The following is a 15,568-nucleotide window of genomic DNA, read 5'->3' on the forward strand; positions in this document are numbered from 1 at the left end:
GTTTCGAGGGTGTGTCAGGGCCCGGGCGGAATCCTCAGTACCTGGCCTGGCCGCAGGAAGTGGGGGTTGGCGCCGATGACGTCCCTGTTGGCCTGGTAAAGCCGGGGCCAGTCCAGGGCTATGTCGACGTCGGAGGCGAACGGCCCCAGCCGGGCCGCGGACAGGCTCCACAGCGAATCCCCGGGGCGCACCGTCACCTCTGTTCCCTCGCCCGCGGGTTGCTGGAGGCGCAGCGGCCGGCCGGTCAACGGACCGGGTTCGATGACCGGGCTGAGTGGCCGCCATTGCGGATGGGCGGCAACCGAAGTGCCGGGTGGAACGGCGGGCGGCACGGCGGGCGGTGCAGGGGCCGGCGTCGGGGTCCACCCCGCGGATGCCGGGGCGGGTGCGGAAGCCGCCGCGCCCGGCGCCGACGGCAAGGTGGACGCAGTGGCGAGCGGTGCTGTGAGCAGTTGGAGTCCGACGGCAGCCAAGGCGAGGCGGCGCATAAACGCAGGGGCGAATTTTCCCGCAGCCGAAGCGGCGCGGACCTTCCCGGACCGTTCCAGCAGCGCCGCCGCGACGGCAATCGTAAATGACATGGCCCACCAGACAGTCACGATGAGTCCGGCCGTGTTCGCCACAATGCCGAGTTGGTCTTCGAACCCGAGGGACTCGTGGCGGGCCGTCGAGGACCGCCACCGCTGGACAACGCGGCCTCCCGTTCCGGCGAGAAACAGTCCCATCAGCAGGATGGCTGTTGCCATGGCCGCGTCGGCGGAAATCACTCGGCGGCGCGGGTGCGTCGGGAGTTTTGCTGTTCTCATGTTCTGGCCGCCTCACGCTGGAGTGGTTCAACTAGACAGTGTTTAATGCAGTTTGATGCAGTTAGACATAGTTTGATCCCTAACCGACCGATTTGTCTATAGACGATTCGAAAGGGGCTGGTTGACCCGTGAGGAAGGGCTCGCCTACGCTGGCGCCATGCGCTGGGATGCCCTCTTTGCCGATCTGGAGACCCAGATGGCCGCCGGGGAGCGCCTGGATCTCGATGCGGAAATCACGGAGCGGACGCGGACGGAGGAGGCCTCGGTGGAGCTCGCGGACCGGCTTCGCGGCTCGCTGGGACGGCTGATTGTGGTCCAGCTCGCGTCCGGATCGACGTTCGAGGGGACCTTGAGCCACGCGGGAAGCCAGGCGCTGGTGCTGGACGAACCACGGCACCAGGTGTTGGTTCCCTATGCCTCAGCGGTCCGCTACGTCGGGCTCTCCCGGCTGGCCGTAGCCGAGCCTTCCAAGGTCCGGCAAAGGCTTGGCCTGGCCAACGCCCTGCGCGGCCTTGCCCGGGACCGCACCGGCCTGGCGGTCCTGACGGCGGGCGGCCTAACGGGGGAAACGACGCTCTTCGGCGTGATTGACCGGGTCGGGCGTGACTACCTTGATCTGGCGGTCACGGGGGAGGGTGAGGAGCGTCGGGCGGCCAACGTCCGGCAGGTGGCGACCATTCCCTTCGCGGCGCTTGCCGGAATCAGGTCCGCGCGGACTCCCGGCTAGCTGGAGCCAGGCCAGTAGGCGGGTGCCAGATCCGGCACGTGCGGCTCAGCGGGACTTGGACTTGGCTTCTTCGATCATCCGGCTGGCTTCCGCATACCGCTCTTCGATGTACTGCTCGAGCATCTTCTCCTCGACACGCCACTGGCCGCGTCCGCCCACCTGAATGGCCTTGAGCTCGCCGCTGCGTACCAGCGCGTAGGCGGCCGGGGCATTGATTTGGAGCTGTTCTGCGACGTCGGCGAGGGTCAGGAATCGGGGCATGACTCCATTTTGCCACCGATGACTCCATCTGAGGCTGTTATCCACAGTTTGCACTTCTTTGTCGCTGAGGCTTCCCGTCGGGGCACGAAGGCGAAACAATGATGTTGCCCGGCCGGATTCGGGCGGCGACTACAGGGGGAGCGGGCGCATGGGTGCGAGCACGGTGGCTGGCGGGGCGAGGCTGAAGAAACCATCCTGGAAAGATCCCAAGCTCATCGTTGGCATCCTGCTCGTCCTGGCCTCCGTCGCAGGGGTCATTTCCCTGGTCGTGGCTGCGGATCAAACCGCCGAGGCGTACACCGCGCGGGAAGCGATCGCAGTGGGCGAAAAGCTGACGGTGGATAAGCTGAGCCGCGTCAGGGTCCGCCTTGGCGACCTTGAGCAGCACTATCTGACGCCGGCGACCGGGGTGGCTGACGGACTCGTGGCTGCCCAGAGAATCGGTAAGGACCAGCTGGTGCCGCGCGAGAGCTTCGGGCAGCCGGACGGGCTGGGCCGGAAGCCGGTCGCAGTGACCATTGACGAGGCACTGCCGGCCCAGGCCGTTGCGGGTTCCCGGGTGGACGTCTGGGTGGCGCTGCCCGATACCCGGAACGGGTTCAGCCAGCCCACCCTGCTGTTGCCCGGCGCGGAAATCGCCCAGATCACTCCGGGCAGCACTGCCCTGGGCACGGCCCGGTCCACAGTCGTTATGGTGCTTGTTGCGGACGGGCAGATGCCTGATCTGCTGGGGGCGCAGGCCAACAAGGCAAAGATCTCCGTTGTCTGGAACCCGGGTGGGACGGGTCGATGAGCATCCCCGTCGTCACGGTCGGAGACTCGCGCGAGGACCTGGTGGGCCGGCTGGAGCGGCTCCACGGGCCGGTATCGGTTGTGCGGCGGTGCCACGAACTGGCGGAGCTGCTGGCCGCCTGCCAGGGCGGACTGGCCCGTGCTGCCGTCGTCGCGGAGGGCAGCGAGGACCTGACGGCGTCGCTGGTTGACCGGTTGTCCGCCGTCGGTGTTGCGGTCGTGGCACTGACGGACAATCCGGACGAAAACGTCCGGCTCCGCGGGATCGGCGTGGCCGCCGAAGCGACTGGAGTCGACGCCGCCGCCCTTGCCAACCGCATCGCGGGGGCTGTCGCACTGCTGGCCGGGACTGATCCGCTCCGGCAGACTGACACTCCCGGCCAGACCGGCGCGGGCCCTGAGCCCGGACCGTCCGGGGACACGGCCGAGGAATGGCCGGAGCGATCCGCCGAGGGGCAGATCATTGCGGTGTGGGGGCCTGCCGGGTCGCCAGGCCGGACCATGCTCGCGGCCAACATGGCCGCAGAACTCGCAGCCGAGGGAAAATCGGTGCTGTTGGTGGACGCCGACAGCTACGGTGCCAGCGTCGCCGCCATGCTCGGACTGCTGGACGAGGCGGCCGGGCTGGCGCAGGCCTGCCGTTTGGCGGACCAGGGACTCCTCGACGCGGAGGCCCTGCTCAGGATTGCGGCGCCGGTGGTCACGAAAACAGGAACCTTCCGCGTGCTGACCGGAATCACCCGGGCGGACCGCTGGACTGAACTCCGCGCAGCGGCGCTGTCGCTGGTGCTGGCCCGGGCCCGGGAGGTCGTTGAATTCACTGTCATTGACACCGGATTTTGCCTTGAATCCGACGAAGAGCTGAGCTTTGACACCATGGCGCCGCGCCGGAACGCTGCGACGCTGAGGAGCCTTGAACTGGCTGACACGGTGTTCGCCGTCGGGGCGGCGGACTCGATCGGCGTCCCGAGGCTGGTCCGTGGCCTCGCAGAGCTTGAATCGGCCGTCCCGCAGGCGTCCCCGCGGGTGGTGCTGAACAAGGTGCGGCAGTCCGCGGTGGGCCGATCGCCGGAGCGGCAACTCCGCGATGCATGGGAGCGGTACGGCCCCACCGTCCCCATCTCTGCGTTCCTGCCGGCCGATCCGGTCTCGAGCGATGCGGCGCTGCTCTCGGGATCCCTCCTGCTGGAGGCCGCGCCGGATTCTCCACTGCGGAAGGGTATCGCCGAGCTGGTTTGTGCACCCGTCCAGCGAAACCGCAGATCCTCTGTATTTTCTTCCACAGCGAAGCTTCGGCTAAAGAGCTAGGCTCGCCATGAGGGCCGCAACGAAGCGGCCGTGAACTTTTTGATGGAGGCGTTTGTCGATGTCGTCTGGGTCCAGCGTGGAGGATCAACCCGTTTCGATCGGTGCCGGAGAAGGCTACCTGAGGGACTACTACGAGCACCTTGCCGAAGAGGACGCTCGCGCGTATCCCGGCAAGTTGCTGGCAGAACGGGCAGAGACGCACCGCCGCACGGCGGCGCACCGGTTCCCCGGTACCGCCAGCATCACCATCGCCGACGAGGCGGACCGCAGCGTCGTCTACATCGTCACCGACGACATGCCCTTCCTCGTTGACTCGGTCAACGCCGAACTGGTCCGGCAGAGTGCCCCCATCCGCCTTGTGATGCATCCGCTGTTCGTCGTAACCCGCAACCGGGAGAGCGGTGAACTCGTCAAGGTTGCGCGCGTCCCCTCGCACTTGGGCATCTCCAGCGGCGACACGGCAGCGATGCCCAACCTTTCGCACCTGATCGCCCAGGGGGACAACGCCTCGCACATGGAGTCGTGGATCGCCGTCGAAATCGACCTCGTGGACGACGCGAAGCGCGCGGCGCTGTTGGAGGGAATCGCACGCGTCCTCGACGGCGTGCGTGCCGCCGTCGAGGACTGGCCGAAGATGCGGCACCGGGCGCTTCAGATCGCCGAGGACCTCGACAAACTGGCCAATCCCGCGCAGATCGCCGAACTCCGCCAGGCCCAGGAACTGCTCCGCTGGCTGGATGACGGGAACTTCACGTTCCTCGGCTACCGCGAGTACGACCTCAAGAACGAATCCGGCGAGGACGTGCTGGAACCCCGGGAAGAGAGCGGGCTCGGACTGCTGCGGGGAGGATCCGACACCCCGCACCAGATCCAGCACCTCACGGAGACCGGCAGGAAAAAAGCCCGCGAAAAGCGCGCACTCGTCATTACCAAGGCCAACTCCCGCTCCACCGTCCACCGCTCCGCCTACCTCGACTACATCGGTGTCAAGAGCTTCGATGCGGCCGGCAACGTCAACGGCGAACGCCGCTTCATCGGGCTCTTCGCCACCACCGCGTACGCCGGATCCGTGCGTGACATCCCGGTGGTCCGCGAAAAGGTCGCCGCGGTCTTGAGCGATGCCGGCTTCCCGCCGGATTCCCACTCCGGCAAGGACCTGCTGGGCATCCTCGAGACCTACCCCCGCGACGAACTCTTCCAGATCGAAATCCCCGATCTGGCCGCCATTGCAACGGGCATCCAGCGGCTGCAGGAGCGGCGCCGGACCCGGCTGTTCCTCCGGCCGGACATCTATGGCCGTTTCATGTCCGCCCTCGTCTACCTCCCGCGTGACCGGTACACCACCAACGTGCGCCTGCGCATCGAGGAGGAGCTTCGCGAGACCTTCGATGCCGTTTCCATCGACTACGAGGCGCGGATGACGGAATCCGCGCTGGCCCGGCTCTTCTTCCGGATCAGGCTTCCAAAGAACGCCGACGTCAGCAACATCAACAGCGACGATCTTGAGAAGCGGCTGGTCCGCGCGGCCCGCTCGTGGAGCGAAGGCATCGCGGAGGTCCTGCACGCGCGTGCCGACGGCGCCGGCGCCACCGAGGACGACGGCGCCAAGGCGCGTGCCGCCATGTGGGCGGAGGCCTTCCCCGCGACCTACCGCGTCGACTACGAAGTGGAGGATGCCCTGGAGGACATCGCCCGCTTCGAGAAGTACGGTGCCGGCGCCGGGCAGGCCGGGGAAACCGGAAAAGAACAGCCCGGCGTCCATGTCTACCTCCCCGAGGGCGCCGGAGCGACGCTGGAAGAGGACGCCCGCGTCAAGCTCTACATGCTCGAGCCCAAGAGCCTGAGCCAGATCCTCCCGTACTTCCACAACCTGGGCCTGGAAGTCCTGGACGAACGCCCGTTCGAGATCGAAACGGCGGACCAACGTGACTTCTTCCTCTACGACCTCGGCCTGAAATACCCGGCTGGGGTGGACCCCCTCAAGACCGGGCAGCTGCTCGCGGACTCGTTCGGCGCCGCGGTCTCCGGTGAGGTGGAATCGGACAGCTTCGACCGGCTGGTGCTGCGCGAGGGGATGCACTGGCGCCAGGTCGTCGTGCTGCGCGCCTACGCCAAGTACATGCGGCAGATGGGCAACACCAACTCCTACGGATTCCTGGCCGACACCCTGCTGGCCAACCCTGACGTCAACCGCGGACTCATCGCGTTGTTCGAGGCCCGCTTCGATCCCTCCCTCAGTGAGGACGAGCGCAGGCTCCGGCAAAAGGAGGTCCTCGGCGGACTGGACGCAGCCATCGAACAGGTCGCGACCCTGGACGCGGACCGCGTGCTTCGCACGTTCAAGAACCTGATCCAGGCGACGCTGCGGACCAACTACTACCAGAACAAGCCGCACCTCAGTTTCAAGCTGAACCCGTCGGCTATTGACGGACTGCCGTTCCCCACTCCGATGTTCGAGATCTGGGTCTACTCGCCCCGGGTCGAGGGTGTTCACCTGCGCTTCGGCAAGGTGGCCCGCGGCGGACTGCGCTGGTCGGACCGCCGCGAGGATTTCCGCACGGAAATCCTCGGCCTGGTCAAGGCCCAGACCGTCAAGAACGCCGTGATCGTGCCCACCGGTGCCAAGGGCGGGTTCTACGCCAAGCAGCTCCCGGACCCCGCGGCGGACCGCAGCGCCTGGATGGCGGAGGGCGTCGAAAGCTACAAGACGTTCATTCGTGGCCTCCTGGACGTCACCGACAACCTCATCACGACGCCGGAGGGCGAGCAGCTCGTGCCGCCGGCCGACGTCGTGCGGCACGACGACGACGATTCCTACCTTGTCGTCGCGGCCGACAAGGGCACGGCATCGTTCTCGGACATCGCCAACGGCTTGGCCGCCGAATATGGTTTCTGGCTCGGCGATGCCTTCGCCTCCGGCGGCTCGGTCGGCTATGACCACAAGGCCATGGGCATCACCGCCCGCGGTGCCTGGGAATCGGTCAAGCGCCACTTCAGCGAGCTGGACCTGGACACGCAGACCGAGCCGTTCACGGTGGTCGGCGTCGGCGACATGTCAGGTGACGTGTTCGGCAACGGCATGCTGCTCTCGAAGCACATCCGGCTGCTCGCGGCCTTTGACCACCGGCATATCTTCCTCGATCCCACCCCGGATGAGGCCGTTTCCTTCGCCGAGCGGCAGCGGCTCTTCGAACTGCCCCGTTCCTCGTGGGACGACTACAACAAGGCATTGATCAGCGAAGGCGGCGGCGTGTTTGCCCGCCAGGCGAAATCCATCCCGGTTTCGGACCAGGTCAGGTCCGCGCTCGGGCTGCCCGAGGGGACCACACGGCTCAGCCCGCCCGAACTGCTGCGCGCGATCCTGCTTGCCCCGGCCGACCTGCTGTACAACGGCGGAATCGGCACCTACGTCAAGGCCGGCACGGAAACGAATGCCGAGGTCGGCGACAAGGCCAATGACTCCATCCGCGTCGACGGCCGCGAGCTGCGCGTGAAGGTGGTCGGTGAAGGCGGCAACCTGGGCATGACCCAGCGGGGCCGCATCGAGGCGGCACTCCAGGGGGTCATCCTCAACACCGACGCGATCGACAACTCCGCCGGGGTGGACTGCTCCGACCACGAGGTCAACATCAAGATCTTCGTGGACCGGATGGTCGCCGCTGGGAAGCTGGATCCTGCGGAGCGTTCGGAGTTCCTTGCTTCGATGACCGATGAAGTCGGCCGGCTGGTGCTGGAGGACAACATCGACCAGAACATCCTGCTGCTCAATGACCGGATGCGGGTTTCCGAATGGAGCCCCAGCTACGAACGCCTGATGGACTGGCTGGAGAAGCGCGCCGATCTGAAGCGTGAGCTGGAAGCCCTGCCGACGACCGAAACGCTGCGTGAGCGGCTGGAACAGGGCCAGGGCCTGACCTCGCCCGAGCTGTCCGTGCTGGCCGCCTACGCCAAAATCGAACTCGCCTCGGCGCTCCGGGACAGCGACCTGGCCGACGACCCGTGGTTCCGTGCCACGCTGCGGGCCTACTTCCCGCAACAGCTGCGGGACAGGTTCGACGCCGAGCTGGACACACACCCGCTGCGGCGCGAAATCATCGCGACGGTGGTGGCCAACGACATGATCAACCTCGGCGGCATCACTTTCGCGTTCCGCGCGATGGAGGAAACCTCGGCTACGGAGGCTGCTGTCGCCAAGGCGTTCGTGGCCCTTCGCGAGGTCTACGAACTCGACATCATGGTCAAGGAACTCAACGAACTTCCGGCGTCGTTCCCGACCGAACACTGGAGCACCGTCCACCTGGACATCCGGCGGCTCCTGGACCGCGCCGTCCGGTGGCTCCTGGGCCAGGGCTCGACGTCCCGTCCCATCGCCGACATCGTGGCGGAATTCAAGCCGCTCATGGACCCCATGCGGGCCCGGCTGCTGGACTACCTCCGCGGCGACGATCGTGCGCGCGTGGCCGAATGGCTGGAGAAGGCGCGCAGCTGGGACCTTCCCGAGGACCTGGCGCACCGCTGGGCCGAGCTGTTCGAGAGCTTTGTGCTCCTGGATATCGCCAAGATAGTCCATGTCAGCTCGGAATCCGTGGCCGACATTGCGCACGTGTACTACACGGTGTTCAACCGCTTCCACGCAGATTCCCTGCTCGAACGCATCACCAAGCTGCCGAGGGCGGACCGCTGGCAGGCCCTGGCCCGCGCGGCCCTGCGAGATGACCTCTACTCCACCGTCTCGGACATGACGACGGCGGTCCTGGAGAGCACTCCCGCCGGAACTCCGGCGGAGGAGCGGCTGGCGGCCTGGGAGAACCAGAATGTGGAGCAGCTCAGCCGGGCGAAGTCCATGTTTGACGAGGTCAACGCCCTCGAGGCCGATGACATGGCCTCGCTGTCGGTAGCATTGAGGCTCTTGAGGTCAATCGTTCGACGCTAGGGGCTGCCGCCCCCGGCGTCGCAAATGGAGGTGCTGTGGCAATCTTTACGGACCCTATCAGGGAGCATGCTGATTTCGGGCCGGGGGATGCCGAATGGCTGCACCTCCTTGTCGGCGACTGGCAGATGGTCGCGGACCTCGCATTCGCCGACCTGGCGCTTTGGTTCCCGCACCCTGAGTTCGGATACGTGGCGCTGGCCCACGTCCGCCCCTCCACCACACACACGGTCTTCCATGCCGACTTCGTGGGGGAGGGGATCAGGTCGGACCTGCTGCCGCTGGTCGGCAAGGCGTGGGAGAGCCGCACGATCGAGCGCTCCAACGAGACCAACTGGAGCAGCGACATGGCCCTCCGGGTCGAGGCCGTGCCGATGGTCCGCAACGGCCGGACGCTGGCCATCGTCACGACCCACATGGACCTTTCCAGCTCCCGGATGCCGTCCCGGCTTGAGCTGACCTACCGGCAATGCGCCTACGATCTGCTGCGGATGGGCACCCTCGGGCTCTGGCCCGACTTCGCCTCGCCCACCGGCTCCCGGCGCGGCGCGCCCCGCGTCGGCGACGGCCTCATCAGGCTCGACGCCGAGGGGATCGTCCAGTACGCGAGCCCCAACGGGGTCTCCGCGTTCCGCCGGCTCGGCGACGGCGAGTCGCTCGAGGGCAGGAGCCTGGCCGAGGTCACGGCGGGACTGCTGAAAGACCGCCGCATGGTGGATGAGACCCTCCCGCTCGTTGTGACGGGACGCATGCCATGGCGCAGTGAAATCGAGTCCCGCGGCGTCAGCCTGTCGCTGCGGGCCATTCCACTCCGGGACGAACAGCAGCGCTTCGGGGCCCTGGTGCTGTGCCGTGATGTCTCCGAGCTGCGGCGGCGGGAGATGGAACTCGTGACGAAGGACGCCACGATCCGCGAGATCCACCACCGGGTGAAGAACAATCTGCAGACCGTCGCTGCGCTGCTGCGGATGCAGTCACGGCGCATGGTCAGCGATGAGGCCAAGCAGGGACTCGAGCAGGCGATGCGCAGGGTGGCGACGATTGCCCTCGTGCACGAGACGCTGTCGCAGGGCCTGACCCAGAGCGTTGATTTCGATGAGCTCATCGGCCGCCAGTTCCGGCTCTCGGCTGAGGTGGCCTCCCCGTCGCAGCAGGTGAAGACGGCTCGCTCGGGACTCTTCGGCGAGCTGCCGAGTGACTTTGCCACCCCGCTGGCCCTGGTGATCAACGAGTTGGTCACGAACGCCGTCGAGCATGGTCTGGAGGGCCGGACCGGAACCGTCTGGCTGATAGCCGACCGCTCCGAAAGCGAGGACGGCGAGGAGCTGCTCACCGTGACCGTCGCGGACGACGGCGTAGGCATCCCGGCCACGCCGTATGTGGAGGGACTGGGCCTGCAGATCGTGCGCACCCTGGTGACGAGCGAACTGGGCGGGAGCATTCAGTGGAAAGCCAGGGAGGGCGGCGGAACCGCTGTCCAGATTGTCCTGAGCCTGGCTAAACGGTAACCGTTGGCTGGGGCCGGCCGGTTCTTTAAACCCGCCCGTCCGGCCGGCGGCACCGCCCGGCGGCCGTTAAACGGCGAATGGCCGCAGACGGAGGTCTGCGGCCATTGCTGTCCTGTCGCTGAATGCGGATCGCCGGTGCGCCGGCGTCAGGAACTTGGTCTTAGGAGGCGCGGCGGGCGCGGGCCGCGCGGCGCTTCAGGGCGCGGCGTTCGTCCTCGCTCATGCCGCCCCAGACGCCCGCGTCCTGGCCGGACTCCAGCGCCCACTGGAGGCAAGTGTCGACAACGGGGCATCGACGGCACACACTTTTGGCTTCCTCGATCTGCAGGAGGGCGGGGCCGGTGTTTCCTACGGGGAAGAAAAGCTCCGGGTCCTTGTCAAGGCACGCTGCGCGGTTACGCCAATCCATGCTGATCAGTCACTCCATTTCCTGGGCACTCGTTAAATGCCTTTGTGAAACTATTCACTAGAGGCTTCATAAGAAAGGGGCCCTCTGGGGCCCCCTCGGTCATCTGGTTTAAGCGTGTCATGTTAACGCTGCGTAAACAAGGGATAACCCGCTTCAATATGCCTCGGGATCGTGAGCGATGCATCACATTCGCTGGCGGCGCCCTCACATCTAGACGACTATGTCCGGTACTGTGCCAGTGTGTCAAGAGCCTCTGAAAACCCCTCCGAACCTGCCGGGAACGGCGACGGTCTTCCCCCAGGTGTCCCTGCCGGCGATCCCGGCGCCGGCCTTCCTGCACGGCCCTCCGGCATCCTGGTGATTGCGGTCGTCGTCGCGCTCGAAGCGACAGCGCTGCTGGTGGCGGCCATCTGGTACGGAAGCCAACTGCTTACCGGCGCCCCGGTGCTCTCCTTCTGGGGCGCGGTGTTCACGCTGGGGCTCCTGCTGGCCTTCTCCGCCTGGCTCTTTGCGGTCGCCACCTTCCTGTTCCGCGGATACCGGTGGCCGCGTGCGGGCGCACTCGTTGCGCAGCTCTTTACGCTCACCATCGGCTTTCCAACGCTGACGGGCGGGTTCCCCCTGGCGGGTCTGGCCATGCTCGTGCCGGCGGTAATCGCCATCGTGCTGCTGTTTGACAAGCGTGTCATTGCCTTCGCGTCGCGTGCAGGCGGGGCACCGCCCGCCCTGTAGCCACGGACTCACGGTCCTCTGGCGCTGCTGTCTGCCGCAGGATCGAACGCCAACTGCACCACCTGCGACCGGCCGTCCGATATCACGACCGCGCGCCCCGGAGGAGGGTTCTGCTCAAGGTCGAAACGGACGCCGAACAGTTCTCCGTCCTGAGGGCTGCGGGGGGCGATCAGGACGCCCCGAACCTGGCCGGCCGCGTTCAGAACCAGGGGGACCCGTTGCCGGATGACCGGGCTGTAGACGGCGGTGAGGACCACCCGCCAGCCGAGCCTGTTGAGCAGAAGCAGCCGGCTGTTGACTTCGGGCGACTGCAGATCGAGGTCGCCCGCCAGGAGAATTGCCGCCGGGTCCAGTGAGCCGGAGCTTGCTGCTTCGTGGGCCCCCGCCCAGTACTGCTCCGGGTCCGTCTGGGCGCGGAGCCAGCTGGCCCCGGGATTGAGGCCTGGCAGGGCAGACAGCAGCGAACTCTTGCCGGAGGCATGGCCGCCGAGGACGGCGAGGACATCGCCCTGCTGCAGTGGAAGGCCCGCCGGCAGGAGGTCGTCGCCTCCGATGCCTAGGCACACATGGCCGGGCAGGGGAGCAGGGCGCGATAGGCGGGAGTGGACTTCGGCGACGGTGACCAGCCGGGGAAGTGGCTCAACGCGGAACGGCCGGTTCCGCGGGGCAACGGTCCCTGCCGGTGTAGCAGGGGAGAGGGGCCCGAACAGCTGTCCCACATGCCCCGACGGAGAGGATGCCGGGGACATCGGCCCAAAAACCACCACCCGGCCGGAAGCGGCGTCAAAGACGGGCAACCGGGGCCAGCCGAGTCTCCCCTCTTCCGTCGATCCGGCGGGCAGGAAGATCCGGTTGGGAACGGCTGCGAAGAACCTGGCGCTCACAAGCTCGCGTTCGCCCGCGGCAAGCACCGTGATTCCCGCCCTGGCGCCGTCGCGGACGAGGTCCTGGACGAGGTCTTCGGCCCAGGCCAGGGGGCCGGACCGGAACGCCGACACCCAGGACCCCCAGCCGCACAGTGCGAGGACCAGGGCAGGTGAGCCGGCCGTGGGCGCCGCGCCAAGCCGCCGGGTCATTTCTTCCGAGAGCCGTTCCAGAACCCTCACCGCCCGGCGGATTTCGTGCAGCCCCACGACTGCGCCGACCCGCGGCGCATTGGCCGCTTCGGTGAATGAACCGGCGGCATCCAGGAGGTAGAGATGGGATTCCTCCTCGCAGCTGAGGAGCTGCCCGAGGATGAGTCCCAGGACGGCGTCGGCGCCGCCATTGTTGCCCGAGATCAGTCCCAGATGACCGTGTCCGGCCGGAAGCCAGCCAAACTCGGCGACGCGCTGCTCTTCGGGAAGGTCCAACAGCCCCAGCCGGATCCCGTTGGTGATCCCGTCTGCGGGAAACGCCAGATTCCTGAGGAGGGGCTCTGCGACGGGACGGCGTGGCGGGCTGCCGCCGTCCGCTTCCCACAGGGCAGCTACTGTTTCCGTCAGCCGGGCCACAGCCCGGGCAGATTGCGGGGCGGTGCTGCCCGCCGAGCCTGATGAGCCGGCCGGCGGGTGGTTGAGGAATTCCATCGCCTCCATCACGGCGGGGCGGCGGGTCGTCTCCTGGACGGGCGAAGTGACCGTGGCCGACTGGAACTCTTCCGGCGCTTCGTTGCCGCGGACCAGGTATGCCCGGCCCGGTCTGGTGATCGGGATGGCGGCGGCCAGACGGGAATTGATGATGTCGGCGGACTCCATCTCGGATTGGACCCTCAAGGCAATGCAACTGGTGACGTTCGCGCGGATGTCGGCGGACACTGCGCCCTGGGGGCGCTGGGTTGCCATGATGAGGTGTATTCCGAGGGAACGGCCGATGGCGGCAATCCGCATCAATTCGGCCAGGGCGGCAGGGGCCTCGTCGACCAGCATCCTGAATTCATCGATGATGATGACCAGATGAGGCAGCAACGGCCCGGACGGATAGGTCGATTCGTAAGCTGTGAGATCGGCGGCCCGAAACGCGGCGAGGAGTTCCTCCCGGCGGCGAACTTCCGTGCCCAGGGAGACGAGAGCGCGGGCAACTTCGTTGGTGTCGAGATCGGTAAGGAGACCGACGCAGTGGGCCAGACCGGCCAGGGGCCGCAGACCGGCGCCGCCCTTGAAATCTATGAACAGCAAATTGACTCGGCCAGGCGGATGGGCGGCCGCCAACGCAGCGGCCAGGGTCCGGAGGAATTCCGACTTGCCTGATCCCGTGGTGCCCGCCACGAGGAAGTGGGGGCCGTCAGCCTGGAGGTCCAGCCACAGGGGACCGGAACTTCCGACGCCGACCACCACCGGAAGGCCGCTCGCTTTGGCGGACTCACTCCAGCGCAGGGACATGTCCCGCGCTGAGAACGGGACAAGCCCACCGAGCGAACAGGCCGCGGGGATGCCCGCCCGTGGGCCCGGCGATGGAGCTCTGGCTCCCAAGCGGCGGCAGATGCGGTCGAAGACGCCGGCCGGAACGAGGTCAGGTGTGAACTCCAGCGAGGAGCGGGCTGATGATAGCTTTCCGGTGCGGGCATTGAGGACGATGGCTGACTCTGCACCTGCGTCCGGATCGGCGGCGCAGTCGATCACCTGCCAGCCGCGGCTGACGGCCACGGCGCGCAGCGCGGACGTTTCGGCGGCTTTGACGATGATCAGTACCCCGCGCTCGGGGCCCCCGTCCGGCCCGGCCGCCAGGAATTCCAGCGTGGCGGCTTCCTGCGTGGAGAGAGTTGCGGCTGCAAGGAAGCGGGCGGCAAGGAGCGACGGGGTGGGGCCATGAATGAGAATCCTGGTCCGCCGGGCAGCGGGGTAGCAGGCAAGCTGCAGCACGAAGGATCTGAGCAGCCCCGCCACATTGGCTTCCGGGCCACAAAGGGTCGTCACAGTGGCCTTAGGATCCAAGGTCACGGGCATCATTCCGAGCAGCGGCGGCCGAAACCCGGAGTCAGGCGGCTCGAACCGGATGTTCGCGCCTTGTTGTGCCTGTCCGAGCCGCAGCCATACGGGTCCCGTGCCGGCAGAGGCCGCCACAACATGGTCAGGCTCGGCAAATGAGCCTCGCAGGGACAGCTCTCCTGCAGACGGTGCGGCGCGCCGCCGTCGTTCCATGTCCTCAATCCCCGCCGCGGCGACGGCGGCCCTCAACTCACGGCGCTGCCGTCTGCCCAGCACAACGGGCGCCAGGACCGAAACCGCTGACACCGCCGTGAACGCCAGGAAGATCCACATTCCCGTCACGACTGCCAGCCCGGTCCCGATTGCCAGCGGAAGGGCCCCCGCCAGCATCAAGGCAGCCCTGTTGCTGTTCGCCGCGGGGTTGCTGACCACCAATGGTGCCGAGACGTCGGTACCCGCAGAACTCTGGACGCCGGGGGCCACGGTGCCGCAGAACACCAGGGACATCGACGAACCGCCGCACCGGATCATGGCGTCTGATGAGAGGGGCGCAGCCTGCACTCTTTTTCCGTTGACGCTGGTCCCGTTGGCACTTCCGAGATCGAGCAGGGTGACGGCGGAGTCGGAGACATCCAGCTGCGCGTGTTCGCGGGACAATTCCGTGTCCGGGACGACGATCTCGGTGCCGCTGCGTCCGATCCGGAACCGTCCGCGCCGTAGGGGGACCACCAGGCCGGCGCCCGGCCCGCTGTGCACGGCGAGGACCAAGCGTGCCGCATCCGGGGCAGCGGCAGGCACTGCGCCGTCCATCAGAACTGCGCCGTCCACCAAGACGGCGCCGTCGACGAGAGGGCGCTCGCCGACAGTGAGCGCGGCGACCGGGACCCGGTCCACGGTCAGCTCCCGGGTCCCATAGCGGCGGGCGATCGCCGCCTGAAGTTCCACTCCGGAACACCTGGCTGGCAGTTCGATGGACAGTTCCACCGGCCCGGTCGCGAGTGCGGATCCCGGCGCCGGAACGAGGGTGCAGTGCAGCATCATCGGCTGGGGGTCCTTTCCCGCGGCGTCGCTGAATCCCACGCTAGTCGCGCAAGCAGCGGCCCGCGCCAAGGAAATCCTGGTATGTGGAAAGCCGCGCTGACCTTGGGAAACGTACGAACGACCGGGCCCGCGGCGACCCCCGCCGCGG

10 protein-coding genes are annotated in these 15,568 nt (G+C 67.3%); 6 read left to right on the forward strand and 4 right to left on the reverse strand.

The features are described 5' to 3' along the window. Nucleotides 1-14: 14 nt before the first annotated feature. Complete coding sequence (locus AC1DF4_RS03010) at nt 15-806, reverse strand: LysM peptidoglycan-binding domain-containing protein (protein ID WP_476911468.1); 792 nt, start codon at nt 804-806, stop codon at nt 15-17. A gap of 121 nt (nt 807-927) precedes the next feature. Here AC1DF4_RS03010 and AC1DF4_RS03015 point away from each other — a divergent pair, with 121 nt between their 5' ends. Next, nucleotides 928-1,533 carry a hypothetical protein gene (locus AC1DF4_RS03015; RefSeq protein ID WP_476911469.1) on the forward strand — a complete coding sequence of 202 codons (606 nt, stop codon included), beginning with the start codon at nt 928-930 and terminating at the stop codon, nt 1,531-1,533. A 45-nt stretch (nt 1,534-1,578) separates the two neighbouring features. Here AC1DF4_RS03015 and AC1DF4_RS03020 read toward each other — a convergent pair whose 3' ends face one another. Then, nucleotides 1,579-1,794, reverse strand: coding sequence for a helix-turn-helix domain-containing protein (locus AC1DF4_RS03020; protein WP_224047050.1), 216 nt, complete (start codon nt 1,792-1,794; stop codon nt 1,579-1,581). A gap of 148 nt (nt 1,795-1,942) precedes the next feature. On the opposite strand from AC1DF4_RS03020, the gene AC1DF4_RS03025 reads away from it, so the two are divergent. From AC1DF4_RS03025 to AC1DF4_RS03040, 4 genes are read left to right on the forward strand one after another with little or no spacing between them, the layout of a single operon-like run. Continuing rightward, on the forward strand, nt 1,943-2,587 hold the full coding sequence (locus AC1DF4_RS03025; protein WP_476911470.1) for a CpaB family protein: 645 nt from the start codon (nt 1,943-1,945) through the stop codon (nt 2,585-2,587). Beyond that, nucleotides 2,584-3,894 carry a CpaE/TadZ family protein gene (locus tag AC1DF4_RS03030; protein ID WP_476911471.1) on the forward strand — a complete coding sequence of 437 codons (1,311 nt, stop codon included), beginning with the start codon at nt 2,584-2,586 and terminating at the stop codon, nt 3,892-3,894. Before AC1DF4_RS03025 ends, AC1DF4_RS03030 begins: the two co-directional genes overlap by 4 nt. Nucleotides 3,895-3,952: 58 nt before the next feature. Then, complete coding sequence (locus AC1DF4_RS03035) at nt 3,953-8,827, forward strand: NAD-glutamate dehydrogenase (RefSeq protein ID WP_476911472.1); 4,875 nt, start codon at nt 3,953-3,955, stop codon at nt 8,825-8,827. A gap of 35 nt (nt 8,828-8,862) precedes the next feature. Then, on the forward strand, nt 8,863-10,332 hold the full coding sequence (locus tag AC1DF4_RS03040) for a sensor histidine kinase (RefSeq protein WP_476864130.1): 1,470 nt from the start codon (nt 8,863-8,865) through the stop codon (nt 10,330-10,332). A gap of 160 nt (nt 10,333-10,492) precedes the next feature. Here the strand turns inward: AC1DF4_RS03040 and AC1DF4_RS03045 are convergent, their stop codons facing one another. Continuing rightward, a complete protein-coding gene (locus AC1DF4_RS03045; protein WP_003804966.1) occupies nt 10,493-10,741 on the reverse strand; it encodes a WhiB family transcriptional regulator in 249 nt (82 codons plus the stop codon). Between the two features lie 240 nt (nt 10,742-10,981). On the opposite strand from AC1DF4_RS03045, the gene AC1DF4_RS03050 reads away from it, so the two are divergent. After that, nucleotides 10,982-11,473 carry a hypothetical protein gene (locus AC1DF4_RS03050; protein WP_476911473.1) on the forward strand — a complete coding sequence of 164 codons (492 nt, stop codon included), beginning with the start codon at nt 10,982-10,984 and terminating at the stop codon, nt 11,471-11,473. An 8-nt stretch (nt 11,474-11,481) separates the two neighbouring features. On the opposite strand, the gene AC1DF4_RS03055 is transcribed toward AC1DF4_RS03050, so the two are convergent. Further along, nucleotides 11,482-15,459, reverse strand: coding sequence for an FtsK/SpoIIIE domain-containing protein (locus AC1DF4_RS03055; RefSeq protein WP_476911474.1), 3,978 nt, complete (start codon nt 15,457-15,459; stop codon nt 11,482-11,484). Nucleotides 15,460-15,568: the final 109 nt, after the last annotated feature.

This window comes from Arthrobacter sp. 05N429 (assembly GCF_056397045.1).

Bases quoted from the DNA above. Each gene is read 5' to 3' on its own strand.
- AC1DF4_RS03010 (WP_476911468.1), bottom strand. From the start codon at position 806: ATGAGAACAGCAAAACTCCCGACGCACCCGCGCCGCCGAGTGATTTCC.
- AC1DF4_RS03020 (WP_224047050.1), bottom strand. From the start codon at position 1,794: ATGCCCCGATTCCTGACCCTCGCCGACGTCGCAGAACAGCTCCAAATC.
- AC1DF4_RS03025 (WP_476911470.1), top strand. From the start codon at position 1,943: ATGGGTGCGAGCACGGTGGCTGGCGGGGCGAGGCTGAAGAAACCATCC.
- AC1DF4_RS03030 (WP_476911471.1), top strand. From the start codon at position 2,584: ATGAGCATCCCCGTCGTCACGGTCGGAGACTCGCGCGAGGACCTGGTG.
- AC1DF4_RS03035 (WP_476911472.1), top strand. From the start codon at position 3,953: ATGTCGTCTGGGTCCAGCGTGGAGGATCAACCCGTTTCGATCGGTGCC.
- AC1DF4_RS03045 (WP_003804966.1), bottom strand. From the start codon at position 10,741: ATGGATTGGCGTAACCGCGCAGCGTGCCTTGACAAGGACCCGGAGCTT.